Source organism: Bacteroides cellulosilyticus DSM 14838, assembly GCF_000158035.1.
In the GTDB taxonomy this organism is placed as follows: Bacteria; Bacteroidota; Bacteroidia; order Bacteroidales; family Bacteroidaceae; genus Bacteroides; species Bacteroides cellulosilyticus.
Map to the genome: position 1 here is coordinate 1,156,338 of NZ_EQ973490.1, position 24,573 is coordinate 1,180,910.

Below are 24,573 nucleotides of genomic sequence, written 5' to 3' on the forward strand. Positions count from 1 at the left end.
ACCTAAATAAATCAATTCCGCCAACAGGTTACAAATAAGGTATCTCCATAGTCTATATCTATAGAGTATCAATTGGTGAAATCAAGATAGAACCTGCATATGAGAATACTATAAATAAGAAGAGTGATAAGCCGCTGTAAATAAGACCAGTGCCTACTTCTTCAATAAGACATTATTAATCAGATATTGTTCTATTATGGAGAAACGTAAGCTCCACTTTATCGGAACATTTGTCTCCTTATTGTGAAACAAGAGTTTCTTCTCTGAGAAACCTTTGTTTCTTACCTAAGAAACTTTTATTTCTTAACCAAGAAACTTTTGTTCCACAGGCAAGGCACTTTCGTTCCAAGAGGAAGAAACAAAATGGAACAAGTAGAGGCGTGACAAAGCACCGCTGTCTCCCTCCTCAACCACAAGGAAAGGCATAATCTTACGACTATACTTCCCGCTTGAAAACAGGCTTATTTGCAGAATTCCACCATCGGATTAAGAAACTCTTTTTATTAACCTAACGATAACATTACGATAACATTCATCCTCATGCCCCTGCCCTATCTTTGCAACATCAAAAGTAACGAAATGTATAACTTAAAAAATAAAATCATTATGAAAGCTCTAGTATTATCAGTAGTATTCGCATTGACATCAGTAGTAAACGCAGTAAGTGGTAACAACGTAAAAGACTTCGCTTACAACAGTGAAAAACAGGAAAACGGTGTAGAAACCCAGACAGTCTATAAAGTAAAAGAAGGCAAGTACCTGGAACGCCACCTGCAATACAACTACACACATGATGAAAAAGGACGTGTATCCGCCAAGGAAATCCTGAAATGGAACCAGGACAACAGCCGATTTGAAAAACTGTATTGCCTCAACTTCAGCTACACCGACAACGAAGTAAACGTGGAATATGTAGCATGGAACAGCAAAGCCGGTGACTACACAAATGTGAAAGCCAAAGCCGTTTACCAGATGAACGAGAACGGCATGAACTACATGGCTTACAACTGGAATGAGAAAGATAACTCCTGGAATCTGGTAACAGAGCACAATGCAACAAATTGGAACAGCGCTTTGCTGGCAAACAGATAATTACTCTAACAAGAATTCTCTCTTACAGTTTCCAATGAAAAACGCGGCTGCCGAAAGATAATCTTTCAGACAGCCGCGTTTGCAATTATCACTTAAAGTCAGTCTTCGTGTTTAGAATATTCAGAGAATTCGCAACCAAACTCTTCTACCATCATATTGTCCATCTCATCGGCCTTTAATGCCAGATTCACCAGATTAGTAAGGATCTCATCTTCCGATGCATCCGTAATGTCAGACAGATGTACACGATATACTATGTAAATCTGGCGTCCTTCAATACCCAGTTTGTAAGGACTAAAATCTTCACTCAGGATATAGTCGAGTACCCTTTCCACCTCTTTCTTTGGCAACAGATTGATAGGAGAAACAGCAAACAGATACGTATTTTCATAAACAAAGATACGCACTTCGGAACTGCCTTTATGGAATGTCCAGGAGTCATAACCGTCACGAGCAAGAATCGGATTAACTCCCATCTCACGGATGGCACGTTCGCAGAAAGTACTCAATGAAGACGGTTCGCGCTCTTCAAAGATACCTTCGGGCAGCTCTTCGCCACATGAAGGGCAGAATTCTTCCTCTTCCGATATCAGTTCGTCACAACTGTCGCACTGCACCTGAAAAGCTGTACGGTCCGCAGCCTCCACAAATTCAAGCAGCTTCCGTAATGCTTCCACACGGATACCGAAACCCATATTGTCGGCATTACTCAGCTTACTCACCGTTACTCCTACCACTTCGTTCTTTTCATTGAAGATAGGACCGCCGGAATTGCCGGGATTCACCGCCGCATCAGTCTGTATATAATACTTTCCATCCACCAGTTGTTTGGGCGAAGACACAGAGCCTTCGGTCACCGTAAAAGGCATACCGTAAGGATAACCGGCCACACAAACCTTTCCACCGATGGACAAGGAATTATCTCCTGCCAGATTCAGGGAAGGCAGGGCCGAGAAATCACCGTCTACGGACAACAGGGCTATGTCCAATGAAGGATTCACCAATACCACCTTAGCCAAATAAGGATTCCGGTCATTATCATGTACCGCCACTGCATGAAAGCCTTTCACCACATGGTAGTTTGTCACAAAAAGATCATAGTCTTTCAGATAGAAACAGCTGCCTGATCCACCTGCATGGGTTACTTTAAAAACCAACTGATATATATTGTTCTGTTCCATTGATTCATTGTTTTTAATCTGTTATTGTTGTCCGCCAAGTGCTTGTTGCATCATCTTCTGTTGAAGTTCCTGCGCCAAACGCATATATTCGGCCATATCTCCCTTCATCATGGCAGACTGCATATCAGCCTGTGCCTTCATGATTTCCTCTTGCAGAGATGCTGCCATGCCCTGTATTTGTTCGATGGCTTCTGCCGATATCTCTTCCAGGTCATCCTCATCCGGTTCCAGATCACCTTCCATTATTTTATCCATTGCGTTATAAAGGATTTCAGATGCATCCTCCATCGGCTTACCGCTTGCTTTCTTAAGCGCATGCGAAAGAATTACGTTAATGTCATCCTGCACATCATTATAGAAGTAAGCCTCATAGAAGATATAGAGTAGACGTACCACACTCCGCTCATAGTTTTCCGTCTGAATGGCCTCAGTAGCTTCTTTATAGACACTCATAAAATTCTCCTGCATATTCTTCAGAGACGAACGTCGCTTGGTAGATACCAATGTATCTACGAAATAAAGATCAGCCGCCAGTTCCTCTTTAGTCATGGCAAGCAATTTTTCAAGGAAGGCCTTACCTTTCGCCACCACCTCGGCAGTAGGCAATTCGGCATCCATATCATCCACCGCTTTATCGAGATCATTCAATAGCTGGCCTTGCGGACGGGCAAAGTAGGAAATCTGATAGAAAGTCGTATCGAGTACATTCCAGGAGTAGCCATATTTCCGGTCGGCATCATACTCTTTCACGGCTTCCAGTGTTTCGCGTCCCAAGATTTGCAGACCTTCATAAATGCGGTCTATCTCTTCCTGCGGATAAGAGGTGACCTGCGGCTCATAGCACCGCGTAGCACCGAACTTCGTACAAAACTCGTCATCATATTTATCACCGATGTGGCAGATATTCTGTAACACGAAGTACATCTTATGGGGATGGCTCTGCGAGAGAGAACACGTGTACTCCATTCTCAACTTATCGTTGTCCTTCACAAAGCGAGGCAACAGCAGTTTGTTCAGATTCAGGTCTGCAATCTGTCGAAGCATGGCTACACGCCCTTTCTCGGGCAAGTTCAGGAAGTCGGCACTGATACGGTAAAATCCGTCTTTTACAGAGATATGCACCAGGATAGAACCGTGTGGAATATGAAATTCAGTACCATCCGTATTGCCATACTTCGTCCGGAAGTCCGCATTCAGGTAATCCAGCAAACTGTGGAAAGCTTGCAGATACTCGCCTTGGTTATACAAGTCCACGCTCTTTTCGTAAGCCTCCGTATGAATGGAACTTTGCGTGGAGTCCACTACGGGAGGAATAAATGTAAGTGTTTGTTTCATGTTATAATATGGTTTTAAAGGATATCTGTCACCTGACAGGCAAGGTTTATGTCATTGTATATCTCTTCAAGCAGATGTTCATTGTCCAGTGCCTGTTTGCGAAGACAGAGGAAGCCGTCGGGCATCACTCCCGCATAGTAAAAAGTATCTTTGCTGAAAGAGAGCATCATATCGTGTCCGAATGTTTCGCGCAGACGGGTAATCTGACGCATGATTGCCGGTGTAAGTATCATACGGGCAGTTATTTCGTCATCGGCATAAACCACGAAGTACTTCTCGAAATCCGGGTCTTCCAGATGAACGAAACGGGCATTATAGCGTTTCTTCAAGCCCTGGATATTCTTTGCCAGATAGCCGACCTTTTGTTCCAGATGGTCGGGCAGGATAATCGTGCTACCTTTAAAACTACGTTCCAGACGACACCAGCCAAACATGCCGCGGAAGTTATGCGCACTGCTTTCATACCTGGAGGCAAACAGCGGACGGAGCACATAGCGGTAAAGCATCACGATATAGCCCGCTACAGAGTTGAGCTCCAACTTATTCATCAGCCCATAGGAAACCCCTATATCGGCTATATAAAGGGTACGATCCCCTCGCGGCACTTCCAGATAAGCATAGGTGGTAGCCGCCAATGCCGGATCGGAAAAAGAAGAATTAAAGAGCTTGCTACCGGATAATATACGTTGGTCCAGTTGCGAAGAGAAGGAGAAAAGAACGGATGGAAACATAGCAGACATAATGCTGCGCATGATATCATTTTCCTGCCCTTGGAATTTCATAAGAGAGCGGCTGAATGCAAAGTTCAGCACAATAAATCCCATAAAAACCGGGAAAATGTATTGCGTAACCACACTGTAGTTCTCTAATCCGATGTATCCAACAAGATAGCCCCCAAACAGGACGAACATCATCCAGCAAAAGACAAAGAGATAGACTATGATGCTCAGAATACGAACGATCTTCTGCCAGAAATATACGCGGGAAAGTTCAATACGAAGCCTTTCGGAAAGGCTTCTGAAGTCAATTGATTCCATATTACATCTACTTTAAAAGTGCACTGACATCCACATTGCGCTGTTCCTGTTCGGGAATATCAATCAGTTCTTCCTGATGATGATTCTGCCGGCCGGCCACGATGGAAGAGGGAAACATCTCAATGGAGTTATTATAGTCGGTGACCGCAGCATTATAGGTGCGGCGTATAGCTTGCAGTTGCAATTCCATATCTTCAATGCTCCTTTGCAGTCGGGTGAACTGTTCGCTTGCTTTCAGTTCCGGGTAATCTTCTACGGATAATTGAAGTTTGGAGATTAAAGAAGAAAGCTCATTACCGGTTTTTATCTGTTCACTCTCTTGTGAAGGCTGAAAAGTTCGTGAACGAAGTTCTGCAATACGGGTTAGCGTCTCATTCTCATGTCCCATATAGGACTTTACGGCAGCTACCAAATTCGGTATCATATCGTTCCGCTGCTTCAATGCTACGCAAATGCCGCTACGGCATTGCTTTACCCGATTCCGCTTTGCAATCAGATTATTGGCAGTCCAGATATACCAAAGTACCAATAAGATGATAAGGGCTATTCCGATATAAAGAAGTATTCCCTGGTTTTCCATAATTTTACTTTCTGATATAGATTAATAATAGTTGTATCGTATCTACTTACGAGAACGGAACAAAAATAAGAAGATAGACATAAAACAGGAAAGAAACAGGGGGGACAAATAAAGAGTCTCATTTTTATTATAAACCTATGTTTTTCAACTGATTATTATCATTAAGCAGAGAAGAAGCAAGGGGATATTTTCAATTATAATGGGAATAGTCCAATAGAATAACAAACAAAACTAAGGATAATGAGCTAATTTATGCTGAAATAGTAATGAATCAAATGACGAGCAATACTATCTCAATTCTCCTCCTCCCCGGAGGAGGAGTACCCGAAGGGGGAGGTGGTAGGTAAGAAAAGAAGTCCTTAGGTATATGATTCATAGGCATTTCTTGCTTTACCTACCACCCCGCCCTCTGGGCACCCCTCCTCCGATGGATGAGGGGAATTGAGATACTCGATTTATATTGGAATACCCATTTACCTCATAATCATACAGAAAGGATTTGCCAGCAAGTTTTATTAGCTCTTTATACCTTACTAAACTTGCATATCAACTTATGATCGTTAACCTAAAGATAACATTGCGATAACATTCCTTCTCTCCCTGCCGCCTTACCTTTGCAACATCGAAATAACCCCAATGTATCACTTAAATAATAAACAAGTCATGAAGAAATTTCAGAAAATAGGAATCGAATTAGCAAAAGGTATTGCAATCGTTTTGGCAGCTTACGTATTAATGGCCACAGTCAATCCTGCGTACACAGGACTCAAACACGCCATTGCAAATATATTCTTCAATTAATAGAAAGAACGAATGATGAAAGCGGATATCTCAATTGTACAAAGCAAGAAAGGAACCGAAATCATGGTTTCGGGAAATAAGATCAATAAGTATGGAATACTGGCTGCAATCCTTTTTACAGTACCCATACTGCTCTTATTCCGATGGATACATGGAGAAGATATGGCCCATGTATCATTGCTGATATTCTGGTCGTGCGCCCTGGCAGGCTTTGGAGTAAATCTATTGCTTCATGCACTATTCTTCGGAATCTTTTCGCCCAAAGGTTTCCGGTCCATCTCTTTCGTAAAGCATAAGGGAGGCATACGTTTCTGTCACTGCAACGAACCCATCAGAATGTGGCAATATCGCACAACCTGCTTCTTACCTATTCTGTTGTTAGGCATACTTCCGCTTTTGTATGGCATGGCAACAGGGAATTATTATTTCACATTATTCGGAACATTCTTACTTATCGGTAGCATGGACGACATCTGCATCCTTTGGAAACTGCGTTCATTCAGCAAAGATGCATTTATCAACGACTGTTCACAGGAGTTACGATTCCATATATGGTAAAATCAGGATCGTGCCGGAAAATAAAGAGTAAACTCACTGAAACGGCCTTCTTCACTCTCCACCTCTACCCTGCCCTCATGTGCCAGCATCACTTGCTGCACATAGTTCAAACCTAAGCCAAAACCCGCGGCACCCCCTTTACTACTGCGTACTGCCGCCGCAGAGCGTTCAAAGCGATTGAAGATACGCGACTGGTCTTTCAAGGAGATACCCAATCCGTTATCGCATACCTTAATTTTGCAAACTCCCCTTTCCGACTCACAGATAATGTCTATTTTCACCTCTTCACGAGAATACTTGATCGCATTGTCCAATAAGTTTCCCAGCACTTCACGCAGGCAGAAAGCATCCGCATAGACCGTCTCACAGCGATGATAAACCGTATTGAATTCCACCCTCTTACCGGCTTTCAGAGAAATCTTCGCAACCAGATCATCAATCAACGGACGCAGGGAAACATCTTCCTTATGCAGCTCCAAATGCCCTTCATCCAATTGTGTAAGCATCAATACCCTGTTTGATAAAGCCAGCAGATGCTCGCTCTCTTCCGTCATCACCAGGCGATATTTCTCTTCTTTTTCAGGTTTACCCGTCAGTTTCCCCCCTGCCAACACATGTGCCGCCATCAATATGGAGTTCAACGGAGACTTCATATCATGAATCATGGCGTAAGTAAAGTCTTTCTGGAACTGCTCCAGACGATGTTGCATCCGAAGCACCTTCACCTGGCCGAAGATACAATCGAGCATTACCAGGAATGTAATCCACAAGGGAAGCAAAAGATACCAGATAGAAGTCGCCACATGACGATAAGGGTTCTTCACAACTCCCTGCACACAAAGCGTACTATCTTCTTTCAAAGGAATAAACAGAGAAGTATAATCACCATACTTCCTGGAAGCGTATCCAACCTCTGTAACCGTACTATCCGAAGAACGGAGAAACTGACGAATACCACTACGTGACTTTATACCCAACCGGCTTAAACGCTCCGCAAAAGCTGAATCCAGGTATAAAGAAGACAAGGGCATTTCTATGCTACTTTCATTGATCTCACGTTGCATAATCAAGGCTGCACGAAGACGATAATTCTGATCAATCGTATTATAGGTATGTACCACAAACAAACGGTTTATGCTATACTCAGCCTCCTTTCCTTGTAGAAATTTCTGTTGTTCCTTGGCAAAAGGAGCTTCCTCTGGCAATTTCTGTTCTACGGGCTTTTTCCCTCCTTTAGTCTGTAAAAGGAACAACGGATAACGTTCCACCACCTCGTCATAGAAAGCCGCTTCAAAGCAATCATTCACCTGATAAGCAGTCTCACGGGCAGCTGTGCGGTACAAATAAGCAAACCAGGCTACCATCAACAAACAACTTGCCAACAGGCTGACTATGAAGAATACCTTAAACGAATGTTGTTTACGGGCCTGACGTTTCCACTCCTCTTCTTTAGCCATGGAAAGTGTTTGCTCCGTCATATCCAGAATCTGCCTGCTCGATGTTTCTATGGCCTCCCACTGTTGTTCGGGAATCTGCCTGCGCACCTTACCTATCGGCAACCTCATTTTCTCCGCCAGAGCATAGAAAGCAGAGCGCTGTTCCTCAATCCCCCGGCGCTGGCTGATGATATACTTCATCTGCTGTGCCCAACTGTAAATAAGGAAAGCAGTTAATAGCAGAGTAGGAAGGAACAGGAAAAACACATCCTTCACAAGTGGAAGGAAAGGAGAAATAATGGTAGCTTCTATCGCTTTACCCTTACTTTCATTCAGCCATGCCTGCTCCGAGATAACCGTTTTGAAACGCCTGTAAGCGGAATATTTACTGTGATCTTCTACCGAATCAATCCATACGGTCCTATCGATGTTTTTCCATTTCAGCTTCTTTTCCAATACCTTCTCCATCTCGTCCAGCGGTATCTCCACATGATAAACATCTTCCAGAAAAGAGGCTACTTGCTGATATCCCAAAAATACCATTTCATCGTAAGGCATCTTTTCATCCCTGCGGATGTACGAATAGAATGGTACGGTATAATCAGGAAAAGGCAGGTTATTCACCCGGTTATCTACCGTTTCTATAAAAGCTTGCCGGAAACATTCGTTCAGTGTACGCTTCGCCTCATTTTTATAGCTGTCATAAGCATATATCATGCCTCCCAATTGTATTACCACAACGAAAAACAATCCTATAATAGAGAGGATATAGAGTGAGCGAAGCTTCATCTTGCTATTGTTTTGGGGACAAATATAATGTTTTCAGCATCCATTTCCATACAGGAAGAACATGAATCGTATATTCACTCACATTTATTTCTTCTTCTTCTTCAAGAGTCAGAATAAATAATTCACGGCAGCCTGTAGTTTGAGCAGCCTCCAAAAGACCGTCTATCTCCCGTTGACGAGTATCTTCGTCGTGCAAAGTATAAGTCACTTGAATCAACTGATTCACTTCTTCATGGTTAGTAATTACAAAATCACACTCCTTCTTACCTTTATAATAATGCAAACCTTCCTGTATTTGCAAATTCCGGCGTAAATGAAGATAAACGGCATTCTCAAGTAATTTACCATTATCTTCACTTAGAGGATTAAGCAACACGGAACGTAAACCGTTGTCAATACAATAGTATTTCTTATCTCCACTACTCTCTTTTACGACCGAAGGCTCATACTTCGTTAATGAAAAAAACAAATAGATAGATTCTGTTTGTACAATTACATCATACAGGGTATTCTTTCCGATACTAACCCCCTGTGACTTCAACTCATTATAAATACGATTGATAGAGGTCGGTTTCGTCAAATTACTCATTACTCTCTTAATGAAGTAACGGACAGGTTCCGGATTCTTTATTTCATATCTTTCCACCAAATCCTTATAGAGCATTACGAAGAAATATTCCTGCAGAATACGGTCTTTCAACATAGGAATAGCAAGACTGACTTCGGGAAAACCACCTTGATGCAGGTACACTTTAAATGCATTTACAATGCGCGCCCTATATTCAGGTACATAATAATTGGTATCCACGCCTACAAATGAACAATACTCCCGAAATGAAAGAGGAAACTCTTCGTACTGCAATGTACGTCCCCGCAAGGAAGTGGCAAGTTCCGACGAAAGCATATTTGAATTACTGCCTGTAATAAAGATGTGTCTACACTCCTGTTCATACACCCTACGCACAAATGGTTGCCAATCTTCCGCCATTTGTATTTCATCAAAGAACATATATACATCCTTCAAGGAAATATCAGGATATAGTTCCCGATAAGCCTGCAATATTTCATCTAAATTTTCAGCATCAAACTGCAAACGCTCATCATCGAAATTCAGAAAAAGTATTTGTTCCTTCCGGATGCCTTTCTCCGAAATCAATTGATTGATTACCAATAAGAATAAAGAAGATTTGCCACAACGTCTTACACCCGGAACCGTAATAATTTTGTTACTATCTACAGGTAGCATCAATTCACGGGGATATACTTCCACAGGTAAACCCGCCTGGAAACCTGCAATCAACTGTTTTAGTAATTCCTTCTTCTTCATAAAGATAATATATTGAAATTATTTCTTTCTTAAAAAGACAAAAATAGAAAAAACTTTCTTTTTGAAAAAGAAATAGTAGACAAATCAACGGATTTTCTTTGTTAACCTAAAGATAACATTGTAATAACATTCTTCCATGAGCCTCTGCCTTACCTTTGCAACATCGAAAGAAACAAAAATGTATAACTAAAAAAATAACACCATTATGAAAACTTTAGTATTATCAGTAGTATTTGCAGTAACTTCAATCGTAAACGCAGTAAATAACAACAGTCTGGAAGGTTTTGCCTACAACACCCGCATGGATGGAGATCGTGTAGAAACCAAAAACGTATACAAAGTGAAAGAGGATAAATATCTTCAGAATCATCTGCAATATAACTATGCGTATGATGCCGAAGGACGTGTATCCAGCAAAGAGGTATCGAAATGGAGTAAAGGCAACCAACGCTTCGAGAAACAGTATTGCCTGAACTTCTCATACGACGGTGGAGAAGTAAACGTGGAATACGCAGCATGGAACAGCAAGGACAATGCCTACACTGATGTAAAGATCAAAGCCGTTTACCAAATCAACGGAATGGGCGTAAATTACCAAAGCTACGAATGGAACAAAAAAGAAAGTAGCTGGAATCTAATGGTAGAACACTCCACACAACCGGAAGAAATCATTCTGTTTGCAGAGAAATAAATTCAGGCATCGCAAATGCACAGTACCTTAATTGTGCATTTATCCTGCTTTTTTCCTAACTTTATCATTAAATCATTTACCATTTTGACAATGAAAAAAGAAAACCATATAGCCTTACATAGCACAAGTTTCATTCATGAAATCAAGCAAATTGTAACTGAAGCCCGACAGAAAGCCTACATCGCCATTAATTCGGCAATGGTAGAAGCCTATTGGCTGATGGGCAAGCGTATCGTGGAAGAGGAACAGCAGGGAAAAGAACGAGCCGACTACGGAACACAACTGCTAAAAGAACTCTCGACAGAACTTACGCAAGAGTTCGGGAAGGGGTTCTCAGTCCCCAGTCTTTACAACTATCGACTGTTCTATCAAACCTTTCCCGAAATATTCTCTACACCGTGGAGAATATTGAGTTGGTCTCATTACAAGCGCTTATTAACAGTTCCCAATCCTGAAGCCCGTGCATGGTATCTAAAAGAAGCACAAGAGCAGATGTGGAGTTACCGCACACTCAATCGCAACATCGGTTCACAGTATTACGAACGTCTGCTACTCTCGCACGACAAGGAAAAAATGGAAACGGAAATGAAGTCGCTCACGCTTCCGTATCAGCAAGTTTATCAAGAATCCTACGGTAGCGGAGTTTATCGGATTGTCTCCAAATACCGACTTTACCGAATCCAAACTAGAATCGGCTATCATCAGCAACTTACAACGTTTCTTGCTTGAACTGGGAAAAGGATTCTCGTATGTAACACGCCAAAAATTAGTGCGTACCGAGAAGAAAGACTATTTCATCGACCTCGTCTTTTATAATTATTTATTAAAATGTTTCGTCCTTATCGATTTGAAAACAAATCCTATAACACATCAGGACGTGGGACAAATGGATATGTATGTGCGGATGTATGATGAACGGATACGTGGTGAAGGAGATAACCCAACCATCGGTATCGTTCTCTGTTCAGAAACAGACGAAGATATAGCCCGCTACTCAGTACTACATGACAATAATCAACTTTTTGCTTCCAAATATATGTTGTATATGCCTACGGAGGAAGAGTTACGCAGGGAGATTGAGCTACAAAAAACATTTTACCGCCTGCAACACTCGGAGAAAGGTATCGAAGAAGAATAATACTATTTGCTGAAGAATAATCTGCCGGTTATTTCTTTCCTGCCATATATACTCCCCCCATAATACAAGCAGCCCCGATCAGTGCAATAACTGTCAGATGTTCATCTAACAGGATAGCCGATCCTACCAAAGTGAACAGCGGATTGAGATAAATATAGTTGGAAGCGCGTACCGTTCCCAGATTTTTCAGTACGACATTCCAAACTGCAAAACAAATCAGGGAAGCAACCACACCCAGAAACAATAAATTCAACAGAACGGAAGGCTGAATGAGCAAAGAAAGGTCAGCCTTCCAAGGTTGAAACATAAAGACGGGAAGCGTAGTCAATATGCCATAGAAAAAAATCTTGCGAGTAATAAAAATAGTATTATACCTTCCCGTCATCTTCTTCATTATCAGACTATAGAATGCCCATGAAAGAGCAGCAACCAAAGTAAGACAATCGCCCAACGGAGATATTTTCAAAACAAAACTCCCATTATAAACCACCATTGCCACCCCTATCAATGCCATCAGTGAACCGCCTATCAAAGTGCGGGTAGCCTTTTCTTTCTTATAAATCATCAGTGAAAAAATAGTGGTGAGCAACGGAGCCGTACAAACAATAAACGCCACATTAGTAGCCAGCGTAATGCCTAAAGCCATATTCTCCGTCAGAAAATAGACGGAACCGCCCGTGATACCACCCAACAACAACCAAAGTTCATCTTTCCAGTTATTTGCAAACAGCTTGCGGGGAGATATAAACCAGATACCAATATAAGCAATCAGAAAACGAAGCAGAAAGATTTCTTTCGGAGAAAGTCCATTGGCTATTAAAACTTTGGTGGAGATAAAAGTTAATCCCCACACTCCTACGGTGAAGATCGCTATCAGATGATAGGTGTAATTTTTCTTCTCATTCATACGTTCCCGATAAATTGGAGGCAAAGATATACCATTTCTACTTTTTGTACAATAAAACAGGGGATTTAATAGACGCCGGAAACGTTTTTAATAAATAAGGGTGACGTTTTTTAAAAACTTTACCCACGTTTATTAACAACGTGATTAGAGTGTTTTTCAGCAATCTGGCAGAAAAATAAACAAAAAGGGATGCAATCTTCTCAGACTTCATCCCTTGAAATATCCTAAAAACACTTTTGTGTAAAATCCTATTGAATTAACTTAGCCATTTTTTGTATTACATTACTTGAATTAGTTTTAATAAGCACTTCACAAATATAAGCAATAAAAATTAGAAATTGTTCTGAATTAACAAAAATATTTATCTGTTTATCGTTTTTTCTCGGCTGAGTACTAATAATTGTGCTTAGACCTGACATTATCAAAAAGTTCATTATGTTACCAAAAAAATAGATTGTAGAAAGAATATCCTATCTTTTATTCTTCAGAATTTTATTCATGAATTCAGTCATGTATTCGATTGTGGGATCGAACCAGGGTCTGAAAAACCAATAAGGATGTGGGGTATCTTCAAATGTATGTATTTCGGTGTAAGTTCCATATTTATTAAGTAAAGCAATAGCTTCGTCCCGGCCATTATGAAAACGAGGAATGGAACTGTTAATAAAACAAACCGGTGCCGAATTCTTACTTATCCAGTATAAAGCGGAAGCCTCTTCCCAATTTTTCTTCTGCTCTTGATAGGTTCCACCCAGCCAGATAGCATCAATAGGCAATGGCTTGTTACTATCTCGTGCTTGTTTGGCTCGGTTTATCGATTCGTCTGTGACAAAAGAAGAGATTCCATCCATATTGATGACAGCCCTAATCTTGCCGGAAGCATTCTTCATTCCAATTAACATCGCTAACTGACCACCTGCTGAACAACCGGATACGGCAATCTTTTCTTTATCAATGCCGAATCTTCCTGCATTATTGTATATCCATTCAATAGCGTCTTCCAAATCCTCCACCCCTGCCGGATAAAGCGCTTCTGGAATTAAGCGGTATTCCACAGGAATAGTTACATAACCTTTAGTTGCAATTTGTTGTGCCATTGGTACTTGCAATCCCAAATTTCCAGAGTTCCATCCTCCACCGTGAATCATCATTAAAACCGGATATTCTTTACCGTCATTAGGACGGTATATATTCATCTTTAATTCATGCTTACCCCATGCATTTTCTACTGTTTTATAAGTTACACCTTCATTGGCTAATACATTATCGGGTAGGCTAGCTCTTACGGGTTCAATGTAGGGACGGTAACGTAATTCTTTCTGATAAGTAGTGTTTAACGCAAAGGAAGTATCACGCGGAACACCGTCTATCACTACTGTTTGCGAAAAAGTGAATGATGTTGATAATAAACTGATTGCAAAAATTAAATATGTTTTCATGGTTAGCTATTTTTTGCAGTACTTTCCCTGCCGATTATTTCTGCTTGAATGATCTCTTCTTTTATTTCTACCGGATTATCATTTTTTCCGGCTAAAATTTCAAAATAAAGATTAGCAGCTTTTCTGCCGATCTCTATGCTTTTTTGATTGACTGCAGACAAAGTAGGTGTAGTAATCTCCGTCAGAATATCATTTCCAGAGCCTATTATTCCTAATTCTTGGGGAACTTTAATACCTAAAGAGTTAGCTACTTGCAACACACATAGAGCTTGCTCGTCAGAAAAAGTCAAAAATGCATCTGGAGGAGTATTGGATGACAACAATAGAGTTATAATTTCCTTTGTTTTATCTTTCTGAATAGCATTGTCATAAATATGGCTGGTAAGCCCTGAAGTTTTCATTGCCTGCAGGTAGCCTCTTTTTCTTAACTGGTCAATAGTAAGCTGTTCTGTCCACCCCAAAAAAACTATATTTTGGTATCCTTGATTGATCAGATGCATGGTTGCATTGTATGCAAGCTTTTCATTGTCATTAGTTACTTTATAACTATTAAAGTTTTCAATAAATCTATCAATCTGAATCAAGATAGTATCATGGTTTATGATATTCTGAAGATGTTCTGAAGAATTAGTCTCAGCAGATACAGAAATTAAAATACCATCTACATTTTGGCGTATTAACGTATCAATAGCTCTACACTCCTTTTCATACGACTCTTGTGATTGACAGATAATTAAGCCATAATCATGTTCAAAACAAACTTCTTCAATGCCTGCAATCAATTCTGAAAAGAAACTCTTATTTATATGAGGAACAATTACTCCTATCGTTTTAGAAATTCCCATCCTGAGATTGGCAGCGTAAGAGTTATGTTTATAATTTAAATCCTTGGCAGCCTTTCTCACTTTCTCTTTCATCTTATCTCCCACCGAAGGATGATTATTTAATGCCTTGGAAATATAAGAAGGTGACAGGTTTATTGCTTTAGCAAGATCATAAATGGTTACTCTTTTATTATTCATCTTTGTTAATTCTGATTTGCTTGCAAAAATAGAGCTTTTTTTTGAATAATTTCAATCGATTGAAAGAAATATAGGAAAAAGTTTGCAATCGATTGAAAAACCTATTATATTTGCAATCGATTGAATTTTTTATTCTGAAATAAAAACAACTAAAAAGAAAATAACATGGAATGGGAAAAGAGGTGAATATCTATCCCGGTAAATTTTACAACATATTATTTGAATAGTAAACAAAATAATATTTATCCAAAATGAATAATAAAGTATCATTGAAAAAACACCTTGTTCTTTTTTTGCTTCTTGGCTGCAATACTGTAGCTTTTTCGCAATTAGGAACAGGCATTTCAGCAAGGAAACCGGCATTGCCGACTTACAGTACCCCTTACGTAATACCTACGGTTAAAGATGTAAAAAATATCGTAGACCGGATACAACAAAGAGTAGAGAAAAACTCGCTTTTTTATCTTGTTGATTCTATTAACGGACAAACAATTTCATACTCTCAGCCTAATAAAAATGCGATTTATCCACAAGGAGCATTTTACTTTATAGAGTGGTCATATCCAAATGGTGTCTCACTTTCTGCCTGCAACGATCTTTATGAAACTACCAATGATACGACATATTTCAATTATGCCATACGCTTTTTTGATTTCACTTTTAAAGCTATGCCTTATTTCCGGACAATGGAAGAAAACGGCCTGATACGACATCATCCGTATAAAAAAATGATCCATATGGCAGCATTAGACCATTGTGGTGCAATTGGGGCAGCGTTGATAAAAATCCAGAAAAGATATCCCGACCCTAGATTCAGGGAATGGATAGATACCATAGCAGATTATATTTATAACAAGCAGTATCGTTTGCGCGATAGAACAATAGCCCGCCAACGACCGCAACCTCAATCGCTTTGGGCAGATGATTTATATATGTGTATTCCTTTTCTGGCACAAATGGGATCTTTAACCGGCGATAAAAAATATTACGAAGATGCTGTTAGGCAAGTAGTACAATTATCTGCAAGACTCTTTGATCAGCAAACCGGCTTGTACGACCATGGTTGGAATGTGAACTCAGCAGCAGATGACCCACGATTTTATTGGGGACGGGCAAATGGCTGGTGTATTATGGCCATGGCTGAGCTATTGTCGGTGTTACCAGAAAACTTTGAAGGTCGGGATAAAGTGTTAGCGCTATACCGCAGGCATGCACAAGCATTGGTACATTTGCAGGATGGAACCGGTTTATGGCACAATCTACTCGACCAACCCCGATCATATCTGGAAACCTCAGCCAGTGCCATTTTCGTTTACAGTATTGCAAAAGGGGTAAATGAAGGCTGGCTCAGTCATATTTACGGCTCTGCTGCTCTTGCAGGATGGAATGCACTTGCTACAAAAGTTACTGAATCAGGCGAAGTGTGCGATATTGTGGAAGGTACAACGCTTGCTCATGATAATGTTTATTATTTTAATAGAGGTAAAAGCTGTACCACCAATTTTCACGGAACCGTAATGAGAGCTGGTTCGGAAATTATTCGCTTATTAAACAATCCTCGATTCGTAATAGAATCTCCTGTGCCCAATAGCACTATTCACGTTAAGTTAAGAGCGGATATCCAATCAAAATAAGTAAAATATGAATATTGATTATATAATCTGTGCTACTTGATACAGACAATAATAGGATGCCGAATGCGTGGAAAATCATTCAGTATTCCAATCATAGTAATCCAACTGATGCAAATCTTATAACAGTTGACAAAATATATCCGAACATAGAAATTTATCTGAATAGTTTAGTCGAAAAAATAACAGTGATGAAAATACAATTATTTAATCAAATTTGAAAACCCTTTTTTTTGATGAAGTAGTTGCAATCAATGGTTCAGAAAATTATATCCAAGCACAGTAAACAAATAAGATAATTAACTGAATTACAAAATCTTAACAATGAATCAGTAGTAATCTTTCAACTTTTGATTCGCATGAATAACATAATAAAAACAATTTATGAGAAATTTACTATTTGTAATTATCTTGCTTATGTCAAGTTTGCAGCTAACGTTTGCACAAGACAAATGTAGCCATTTTTGGTATGCACAACCAGCATCTGATTGGAAATCGGCATTGCCAATAGGTAACGGTAGAATTGGAGGTATGATTTTTGGTGATCCTTCAACAGAACAAATTGTGATTAATGAGAATACAATTTGGTGTGGTCCTCCACTTCCTCCAAACAATCCTAAAGGTCCCGAATTAATCAATAAAATGCGTAATCTTATTTTCAACGGAAAATATGAAGAAGCAGTAATCGTTTGTGAGAAAGAGTTCGCAGATGGAGTACACGAAAATGCGAGAAGTTATCAACCTTTTGGATTCTTGAATATTGATTTTAAAGATAAAGGAGCAATAAGCAACTACAAACGATGGTTGGACTACACAAAAGCCATAACTTATGTAAGCTACACACAAAACGGTGTAACCTATACCCGTGAGGCTTTTGTAAGTAAACCAAATGAAGTAATGGTTGTGAGAATCACTGCCGACAAACCGGGACAAGTTTCGTTTAAATCTAAATATACACGTCCGTTTGGAGCAACTACAAAGGCAGAAAACAATCGTAGTCAATACGTACAAGGACAAGCCTATGCTGAAAATGGAGAGTTTGTAGGTGTGAAGTTTGAAGGAATAATTAACTATTATAACGAAGGCGGTAAAATAAAAGCTAACGAAACAGATATAGAAATAAACAATGCCAATAGTGTAACAATAATGATAGCTATTAGCACAGATTACAATATACACGATACGAAGAATGTTTTAACTCATAATCGTAAAAAGATTTGCGAAAAGCAATTATCGCAAGCACAAAAGTTAGGTTACAAAAAACTTAAACAAACTCACATTGACGAATATTCAGCATTATACAATCGTTCGTCATTTGATATTACATTTAACACACCTGTTAATAATAACCCTATCGACAAGCGCATTCAGTTGGCGGCAAGTGGGCAGATAGATTCGGAACTACTGTTTGAATACTACAATTATTGCAGATATTTGTTTATCTCATCTTCAAGAAAGGGTGGCTTGCCTATGAATCTTCAAGGAATTTGGAATCCATTAATGTTAGCTCCTTGGAGATCTAATTTCCATATCAACGTAAATATACAAGAAGCTTATTGGTTTGCCGAACAAGCTAATTTGTCTGAATGTCATGAACCTATATTTACATTGACAGAGAATCTTATTAAGAATGGAAAAGAGACAGCCCAAGTTATGTTTGGAACTAAAAGAGGCTCAGTTGCAGGTCATCGTACTGATGCCTGGTTTTATGCTCCTCCCACTTTCCTCAAAGCACACTGGGGTATGTCTATCACAAATGCTGCATGGCTATGCTTACACCACATGGAACATTACAGATATACTCTTGACAAAGAATTTTTAAAAACAAGAGCTTTACCTATATTAAGAGAAACTGCATTATTCTTCGTTGATTGGCTTGTCCCTGACCCACGAAGTGGAAAACTTGTATCTGGTCCTACTGCATCTCCCGAAAATCGTTTTAAAGTAAATGGAAAAGTTGCAAGTTTAACTATGGGCTGTACTTACGACCAAGAAATTATATGGAATACATTTAGAGATTTTCTTGAAGCATGCAAAATATTAGGCATTAACAACGAAGAAACAGTTGAAGTTGAAGCAAGTATGAAAAAACTTAGTATGCCAACTATTGCTAACGATGGACGTTTGATGGAGTGGACAGAAGAGTCAGAAGAAACAGAACCGGGACATCGTCATATTTCGCACTTGTGGGGTATGATGCCAGGAAACAGAATTACTCAAGACAAAACTCCGCATCTTGTTGATGCTGTACGTAAATCTTTGGATTACAGATTAAATCATAATTATCATGCCCAAGGTTGGAGCTTAGGATGGGTTACTTCTATGCTTGCTCGTTTGAAAGAGGGTGATAAGAGTTTAGATATGATGCAGCACAATTATTTCACAAAAGCATACCCTAATATGTTTGTCGATGCTCACGGTCGTCCACAAGTAGGCGATATGATGGGAGTTCCTTTGGCAATGATTGAATTGATACTTCAAAGTCATACAGATTATATTGACTTGTTGCCTTCATTACCTACTGCCTGGAAAGATGGAAAAGTGACGGGCTTGTGTGCACGTGGTGCATTTGTTTTTGATATGGAATGGAAAGCCGGAAAACTCATCTCCACTAATATAAAATCCTTAAAGGGAGAGAAATGTCTTCTGCGGTATGAGGGAAAAGTAAAAGAACTATCAACGGAAGCAGGGAAAAGTTATCAAGTAACTTTCTAATCTATACTGATTTATAAATTGTTTTAAACTAACAAAAGTGTTTATCAGTAAATAGTTTCTTTTCAATATTGCAGGAATATTCTTTCAATAGTAAAGCTAAAGCCAACTAATTCATTGTGAATTAGTTGGCTTTTTTGTGTCTTTAGATATCACTAAACAGGAAAAAATATATATTTTCAAATGTTCCGCTACCTGTCTGAAACGTATCCGAACCGTACTTGCTCCGTACATTCTTCGGTCAAAAGTACTTCTACACGGAGAAAGTACGGCTTTGGTACGGAGCAAGTGTATCCCTGGTATGGTACAGACAAATACTTTTTTGTTGTACTAAGCTATGAATCTGAAAATAAACCCGTAAATTTGCACCGTTTAATAAAGTATATAACTAAGTATCAACCATAAAATAACGAAAGAAAACCATTATGGAGTACAATTTCAGGGAGATTGAAAAGAAGTGGCAGAAAAGGTGGGTAGAAGAGAAAACCTACCAAGTGAAGGAAGATGAGACGAAGCAGAAGTACTATGTACTAAACATGTTCCCCTACCCCTCCGGTGCGGGCCTACACGTAGGACACCCGCTGGGATACATTGCTTCGGACATTTATGCTCGTTACAAACGACTGCAGGGCTTCAATGTACTAAATCCCATGGGATATGATGCTTACGGACTTCCCGCCGAACAATATGCTATACAAACGGGACAACATCCTGCAATTACTACGATCAACAATATCGACCGCTACCGTGAGCAGTTGGATAAGATAGGTTTCTGTTTTGACTGGAACCGCGAAATCCGTACGTGCGAACCGGAATATTATCATTGGACGCAATGGGCATTCCAGAAGATGTTCAACAGCTATTATTGCAATGATGAAAAGCAGGCTCGCCCTATCGAAGAACTGATACAGGCCTTCGAACAAATAGGTACCAACGGCATGAATGTGGCTTGTGGCGAAGAACTCAGCTTCACTGCCGAAGAATGGAAAGCCAAGAGCGAGAAAGAGAAACAGGAAATCCTGATGAACTATCGCATCGCCTATCTGGGTGAAACGATGGTAAACTGGTGTGCCCAATTGGGTACGGTTCTGGCCAACGATGAAGTGATAGACGGTGTATCCGAACGCGGAGGTTTCCCCGTAGTTCAGAAGAAGATGCGTCAATGGTGTCTTCGCGTTTCTGCCTATTCACAACGCTTGTTGGACGGACTGGATACCATCGACTGGACAGATTCTCTGAAAGAAACTCAAAGAAACTGGATCGGTCGCAGCGAAGGTGCCGAAGTACAGTTCAAAGTAAAAGACAGCGATCTGGAATTTACCATCTTCACGACCCGTGCAGATACGATGTTCGGTGTTACTTTCATGGTGTTGGCGCCGGAAAGCGAATTGGTAGCCCAGTTGACTACTCCTGAACAAAAGGACGAAGTTAACGCTTATCTGGAACGCACAAAGAAACGTACCGAGCGTGATCGTATTACAGACCGCAGCGTGACGGGTGTATTCTCCGGAAGTTATGCCATTAATCCTTTCACAGGTGAGGCAGTGCCCATCTGGATTAGCGACTATGTACTTGCCGGTTATGGTACAGGTGCCATCATGGCTGTACCTGCACACGATAGTCGTGACTATGCTTTCGCCAAACATTTCGGATTGGAGATCCGTCCGTTGGTAGAAGGTTGTGATGTCAGCGAAGAAAGCTTTGATGCCAAAGAAGGTATCGTTTGCAACTCTCCGAGACCTGATGTAACTCCTTACTGTGATCTTACATTGAACGGACTGACCATCAAAGAAGCTATCGAAAAGACCAAGAACTACGTAAAAGAACATAATCTGGGACGCGTAAAGGTGAATTATCGTCTTCGTGACGCTATCTTCTCCCGTCAGCGCTACTGGGGCGAACCGTTCCCGGTTTACTACAAGGATGGAATGCCTTATATGATCGACGAAAGTAGTTTGCCGCTTGAATTGCCGGAAGTTGCCAAATTCCTTCCTACCGAAACCGGAGAACCACCGTTGGGACACGCTACCAAATGGGCTTGGGACACTGTAAACAAATGTGTGGTAGAGAATGAAAAGATAGATAACGTCACCGTATTCCCTCTTGAACTGAATACTATGCCGGGCTTTGCAGGTTCCAGCGCTTACTATCTGCGCTATATGGACCCGCATAACAATAAAACATTGGTTGATAAGAAAATAGATGAATATTGGAGAAGTGTCGACCTCTATGTAGGTGGTACGGAACATGCTACAGGACACTTGATTTATTCACGTTTCTGGAATAAATTCCTGCACGATGTAGGAGTGTCTATCGTAGAAGAACCATTCCAGAAGTTGGTTAATCAAGGTATGATACAGGGACGGAGTAACTTCGTTTACCGTATCAAAGACAGCAATAAGTTCGTTTCTCTGAATCTGAAGGATCAGTACGACACTACCCCACTCCATGTGGATGTAAATATCGTATCCAATGATATTCTGGATCTTGAAGCTTTCAAAGCATGGCGTCCTGAATTTGCCAACGCTGAGTTTATCCTGGAAGATGGTAAATACATCTGCGGCTGGGCTGTGGAGAAGATGAGTAAATCCATGTTCAACGTCGTTAATCCCGACATGATTGTTGAGAAATACGGTGCGGATACATTGCGTATGTACGAGATGTTCCTCGGTCCGGTAGAGCAATCCAAGCCTTGGGATACGAATGGTATCGATGGTGTATACCGCTTCATCAAGAAGTTCTGGTCACTGTTCTACGACCGTAACGGCAGTTATATAGTGACGGATGAACCTGCAACCAAGGAAGAACTGAAATCTTTGCATAAACTGATTAAGAAAGTAACGGGTGATATTGAACAGTTCTCTTACAATACTTCCGTCAGTGCTTTCATGATCTGCGTAAACGAGTTATTCAGTTTGAAATGCAGCAAGAAAGAAATATTGAATCAACTGGTTATTGTATTGGCTCCTTTCGCTCCGCACGTATGTGAAGAGTTGTGGGATACACTGGGCCATGCAGACTCAGTTTGCGATGCCAAGTGGCCTGCTTACAACGAAGAATACCTGGTGGAAGATACAATCAACTACACCATATCTTTCAATGGCAAGGCACGCTTCAATATGGAATTCCCTGCTGACGAAACATCAGAAGCCATTCAAAGCACCGTATTGGCAGATGAACGTTCATCTAAATGGATGGAAGGCAAATCAGTAGTGAAAGTGATTGTCGTCCCGAAGAAGATCGTAAACATTGTTATTAAATAAATTAGTTACGAGCTACGGGCTATAAGCTACAAGTAGAGAGAGAAAAGGTAACTTGACTCGCTCCCTTGTAGCTCGTAACTTGTAACTCGTAGTTAATATCTTGTAACTGATTAATATGCAAATCACAAAACCAACCAAAGCCGAAATGATGAGAGAGTTGCGAGACTATATCTTCATCACTGTCGGTCTTATCAGTTATGCCTTGGGATGGGCGTTGTTTCTGATTCCTTATCAGATAACGACAGGAGGAACTACGGGTATCGGTGCAATCATCTATTACGCCACGGACTTTCCTATTCAATGGTCATACTTCATCATCAATGCTGTCTTAATGACATTTGCCATTAAAATACTGGGTCCTAAATTCAGTATTAAAACCACGTTCGCCATCTTCGGGCTAACATTCTTTTTATGGTTTTTCCAAATGCTTGTGAATGGTCCCGACAATACACCACCGCTTATACTGGGACCGGGGCAGGATTTCATGGCTTGTATGATAGGTGCCGTCATGTGCGGTGCAGGCCTTGGAATCGTATTCAATTGCAACGGAAGCACGGGAGGAACGGATATTATTGCCGCTATCATACATAAGTATAAAGACGTCACACTGGGACGTATGGTTATGCTTTGCGATGTGATTATCATCAGCTCCTGTTACTTCGTATTCCATGACTGGAGACGCGTGATATTTGGTTTTGTAACTTTGTTTGTTATCGGTTTCGTGTTAGATTATATTGTGAACAGTGCCCGCCAGTCTGTGCAATTCTTTATCTTCTCCAAAGAATATGAAAAGATTGCCGACCGCATTACGAAAGAGACACACCGCGGCGTAACCGTTCTGGACGGTATAGGATGGTACAGTAAACACAATGTAAAAGTACTCGTTGTATTAGCTTATAAGCGCCAGTCAATTGATATTTTCCGTTTGGTGAAAGACATTGACCCAAACGCATTTATCTCTCAAAGTTCCGTTATCGGAGTCTATGGAGAAGGTTTTGACCGACTGAAAGTGAAATAAGAACCAATCAACATATGAAACATAAATTCGTATTTGCCACAAACAATGCACACAAATTGGAAGAAGTAACCGCTATTTTAGGTAACAGAATAGAACTTCTTAGTCTGAAAGACATTCATTGCCATACGGACATACCTGAAACTGCCGATACTTTGGAAGGAAACGCTTTACTGAAAGCACAGTACATTTATGAAAACTACCAGATGGATTGTTTTGCCGATGATACCGGTCTGGAAGTAGAAGCTTTAAACGGAGAACCGGGAGTTTACTCGGCACGCTATGCCGGAGACGGACATAATGCAGAAGCAAATATGCTAAAACTGCTGTATGCCATGGAAGGAATAGAGAACCGGAAAGCGCAATTCCGCACTGCATTTGCACTGATTATCGACGGAAAAGAGCATTTGTTCGAAGGTGTAATCAAAGGAGAAATTATCAAAACCAGAAAAGGAAACTCAGGTTTCGGATATGATCCTATATTTGTTCCCGAAGGATATACGCAGACTTTTGCAGAAATGGGCAACGAACTGAAAAACAAAATCAGCCACCGTGCCATAGCTACAAACAAACTTTGCAAATTCCTTAATAGCATACAATAAACCCGTAAATATAGAGT

At 40.4% G+C, this 24,573-nt stretch carries 18 protein-coding genes and 1 pseudogene; 10 read left to right on the forward strand and 9 right to left on the reverse strand.

Annotated elements, in window-relative coordinates:
- Positions 1-540: 540 nt before the first annotated feature.
- Entirely contained in the window at positions 541-1,092 is a 552-nt protein-coding gene (locus tag BACCELL_RS08875; RefSeq protein WP_007211381.1) for a DUF3836 domain-containing protein, read from the forward strand.
- Between the two features lie 98 nt (positions 1,093-1,190).
- Here the strand turns inward: BACCELL_RS08875 and BACCELL_RS08880 are convergent, their stop codons facing one another.
- The 4 genes from BACCELL_RS08880 to BACCELL_RS08895 are packed head-to-tail and all read right to left on the reverse strand — an operon-like array spanning position 1,191 to position 5,225.
- On the reverse strand, positions 1,191-2,273 hold the full coding sequence (locus BACCELL_RS08880; protein ID WP_007211382.1) for a trypsin-like peptidase domain-containing protein: 1,083 nt from the start codon (positions 2,271-2,273) through the stop codon (positions 1,191-1,193).
- Between the two features lie 21 nt (positions 2,274-2,294).
- On the reverse strand, positions 2,295-3,608 hold the full coding sequence (locus BACCELL_RS08885) for a hypothetical protein (RefSeq protein WP_007211383.1): 1,314 nt from the start codon (positions 3,606-3,608) through the stop codon (positions 2,295-2,297).
- Positions 3,609-3,622: 14 nt separating this feature from the next.
- Complete coding sequence (locus BACCELL_RS08890; protein WP_007211384.1) at positions 3,623-4,645, reverse strand: DUF3137 domain-containing protein; 1,023 nt, start codon at positions 4,643-4,645, stop codon at positions 3,623-3,625.
- Positions 4,646-4,652: 7 nt separating this feature from the next.
- The gene (locus BACCELL_RS08895) at positions 4,653-5,225 is read right to left on the reverse strand and encodes a LemA family protein (protein ID WP_007211385.1); all 573 of its coding nucleotides are present in this window, start codon (positions 5,223-5,225) and stop codon (positions 4,653-4,655) included.
- 663 nt (positions 5,226-5,888) lie between these two features.
- On the opposite strand from BACCELL_RS08895, the gene BACCELL_RS26825 reads away from it, so the two are divergent.
- Positions 5,889-6,026 (forward strand): hypothetical protein, encoded by a 138-nt coding sequence (locus tag BACCELL_RS26825; RefSeq protein WP_007216533.1) that lies wholly within the window; start codon positions 5,889-5,891, stop codon positions 6,024-6,026.
- Between the two features lie 12 nt (positions 6,027-6,038).
- Positions 6,039-6,584: a metalloprotease family protein gene (locus BACCELL_RS08900; protein ID WP_007211387.1), complete on the forward strand. Its 546-nt coding sequence runs from the start codon at positions 6,039-6,041 to the stop codon at positions 6,582-6,584.
- A 2-nt stretch (positions 6,585-6,586) separates the two neighbouring features.
- On the opposite strand, the gene BACCELL_RS08905 is transcribed toward BACCELL_RS08900, so the two are convergent.
- Both BACCELL_RS08905 and BACCELL_RS08910 read right to left on the reverse strand, forming a co-directional pair.
- The gene (locus BACCELL_RS08905) at positions 6,587-8,809 is read right to left on the reverse strand and encodes a sensor histidine kinase (RefSeq protein ID WP_007211388.1); all 2,223 of its coding nucleotides are present in this window, start codon (positions 8,807-8,809) and stop codon (positions 6,587-6,589) included.
- Between the two features lie 4 nt (positions 8,810-8,813).
- Complete coding sequence (locus BACCELL_RS08910) at positions 8,814-10,136, reverse strand: ATP-binding protein (protein ID WP_007211389.1); 1,323 nt, start codon at positions 10,134-10,136, stop codon at positions 8,814-8,816.
- A 205-nt stretch (positions 10,137-10,341) separates the two neighbouring features.
- Here BACCELL_RS08910 and BACCELL_RS08915 point away from each other — a divergent pair, with 205 nt between their 5' ends.
- Positions 10,342-10,827, forward strand: coding sequence for a DUF3836 domain-containing protein (locus BACCELL_RS08915; RefSeq protein ID WP_007211390.1), 486 nt, complete (start codon positions 10,342-10,344; stop codon positions 10,825-10,827).
- A 90-nt stretch (positions 10,828-10,917) separates the two neighbouring features.
- Positions 10,918-11,965, forward strand: a pseudogene (locus tag BACCELL_RS08920) (PDDEXK nuclease domain-containing protein).
- Positions 11,966-11,993: 28 nt separating this feature from the next.
- Here BACCELL_RS08920 and BACCELL_RS08925 read toward each other — a convergent pair.
- The 3 genes from BACCELL_RS08925 to BACCELL_RS08940 form a co-directional block, all read right to left on the reverse strand.
- Positions 11,994-12,872: a DMT family transporter gene (locus tag BACCELL_RS08925; protein WP_007211393.1), complete on the reverse strand. Its 879-nt coding sequence runs from the start codon at positions 12,870-12,872 to the stop codon at positions 11,994-11,996.
- Between the two features lie 470 nt (positions 12,873-13,342).
- Positions 13,343-14,311, reverse strand: a complete 969-nt coding sequence (locus tag BACCELL_RS08935; protein WP_007211395.1) for an alpha/beta hydrolase — start codon at positions 14,309-14,311, stop codon at positions 13,343-13,345.
- A 2-nt stretch (positions 14,312-14,313) separates the two neighbouring features.
- The gene (locus BACCELL_RS08940; protein ID WP_007211396.1) at positions 14,314-15,333 is read right to left on the reverse strand and encodes a LacI family DNA-binding transcriptional regulator; all 1,020 of its coding nucleotides are present in this window, start codon (positions 15,331-15,333) and stop codon (positions 14,314-14,316) included.
- A 251-nt stretch (positions 15,334-15,584) separates the two neighbouring features.
- Here BACCELL_RS08940 and BACCELL_RS08945 point away from each other — a divergent pair, with 251 nt between their 5' ends.
- From BACCELL_RS08945 to BACCELL_RS08975, 5 genes are all read left to right on the forward strand, one after another.
- Positions 15,585-16,967: a glycoside hydrolase family 88/105 protein gene (locus BACCELL_RS08945; RefSeq protein ID WP_007211397.1), complete on the forward strand. Its 1,383-nt coding sequence runs from the start codon at positions 15,585-15,587 to the stop codon at positions 16,965-16,967.
- Between the two features lie 381 nt (positions 16,968-17,348).
- Positions 17,349-19,679 (forward strand): glycoside hydrolase family 95 protein, encoded by a 2,331-nt coding sequence (locus tag BACCELL_RS08955; RefSeq protein ID WP_007211399.1) that lies wholly within the window; start codon positions 17,349-17,351, stop codon positions 19,677-19,679.
- 422 nt (positions 19,680-20,101) lie between these two features.
- Positions 20,102-22,939, forward strand: a complete 2,838-nt coding sequence (gene leuS, locus BACCELL_RS08965; RefSeq protein ID WP_007211401.1) for a leucine--tRNA ligase — start codon at positions 20,102-20,104, stop codon at positions 22,937-22,939.
- 115 nt (positions 22,940-23,054) lie between these two features.
- Positions 23,055-23,957 (forward strand): YitT family protein, encoded by a 903-nt coding sequence (locus BACCELL_RS08970; protein WP_007211402.1) that lies wholly within the window; start codon positions 23,055-23,057, stop codon positions 23,955-23,957.
- Between the two features lie 14 nt (positions 23,958-23,971).
- Positions 23,972-24,556 (forward strand): non-canonical purine NTP diphosphatase, encoded by a 585-nt coding sequence (locus BACCELL_RS08975; RefSeq protein ID WP_007211403.1) that lies wholly within the window; start codon positions 23,972-23,974, stop codon positions 24,554-24,556.
- Positions 24,557-24,573 lie beyond the last annotated feature (17 nt).

What these genes read in the sequence shown, in the direction of transcription:
- BACCELL_RS08875 (WP_007211381.1), top strand. Translation starts at nt 541, where the DNA reads ATGCCCCTGCCCTATCTTTGCAACATCAAAAGTAACGAAATGTATAAC.
- BACCELL_RS08880 (WP_007211382.1), bottom strand. Translation starts at nt 2,273, where the DNA reads ATGGAACAGAACAATATATATCAGTTGGTTTTTAAAGTAACCCATGCA.
- BACCELL_RS08885 (WP_007211383.1), bottom strand. Translation starts at nt 3,608, where the DNA reads ATGAAACAAACACTTACATTTATTCCTCCCGTAGTGGACTCCACGCAA.
- BACCELL_RS08890 (WP_007211384.1), bottom strand. Translation starts at nt 4,645, where the DNA reads ATGGAATCAATTGACTTCAGAAGCCTTTCCGAAAGGCTTCGTATTGAA.
- BACCELL_RS08895 (WP_007211385.1), bottom strand. Translation starts at nt 5,225, where the DNA reads ATGGAAAACCAGGGAATACTTCTTTATATCGGAATAGCCCTTATCATC.
- BACCELL_RS26825 (WP_007216533.1), top strand. Translation starts at nt 5,889, where the DNA reads ATGAAGAAATTTCAGAAAATAGGAATCGAATTAGCAAAAGGTATTGCA.
- BACCELL_RS08900 (WP_007211387.1), top strand. Translation starts at nt 6,039, where the DNA reads ATGATGAAAGCGGATATCTCAATTGTACAAAGCAAGAAAGGAACCGAA.
- BACCELL_RS08905 (WP_007211388.1), bottom strand. Translation starts at nt 8,809, where the DNA reads ATGAAGCTTCGCTCACTCTATATCCTCTCTATTATAGGATTGTTTTTC.
- BACCELL_RS08910 (WP_007211389.1), bottom strand. Translation starts at nt 10,136, where the DNA reads ATGAAGAAGAAGGAATTACTAAAACAGTTGATTGCAGGTTTCCAGGCG.
- BACCELL_RS08915 (WP_007211390.1), top strand. Translation starts at nt 10,342, where the DNA reads ATGAAAACTTTAGTATTATCAGTAGTATTTGCAGTAACTTCAATCGTA.
- BACCELL_RS08925 (WP_007211393.1), bottom strand. Translation starts at nt 12,872, where the DNA reads ATGAATGAGAAGAAAAATTACACCTATCATCTGATAGCGATCTTCACC.
- BACCELL_RS08935 (WP_007211395.1), bottom strand. Translation starts at nt 14,311, where the DNA reads ATGAAAACATATTTAATTTTTGCAATCAGTTTATTATCAACATCATTC.
- BACCELL_RS08940 (WP_007211396.1), bottom strand. Translation starts at nt 15,333, where the DNA reads ATGAATAATAAAAGAGTAACCATTTATGATCTTGCTAAAGCAATAAAC.
- BACCELL_RS08945 (WP_007211397.1), top strand. Translation starts at nt 15,585, where the DNA reads ATGAATAATAAAGTATCATTGAAAAAACACCTTGTTCTTTTTTTGCTT.
- BACCELL_RS08955 (WP_007211399.1), top strand. Translation starts at nt 17,349, where the DNA reads ATGAGAAATTTACTATTTGTAATTATCTTGCTTATGTCAAGTTTGCAG.
- leuS (WP_007211401.1), top strand. Translation starts at nt 20,102, where the DNA reads ATGGAGTACAATTTCAGGGAGATTGAAAAGAAGTGGCAGAAAAGGTGG.
- BACCELL_RS08970 (WP_007211402.1), top strand. Translation starts at nt 23,055, where the DNA reads ATGCAAATCACAAAACCAACCAAAGCCGAAATGATGAGAGAGTTGCGA.
- BACCELL_RS08975 (WP_007211403.1), top strand. Translation starts at nt 23,972, where the DNA reads ATGAAACATAAATTCGTATTTGCCACAAACAATGCACACAAATTGGAA.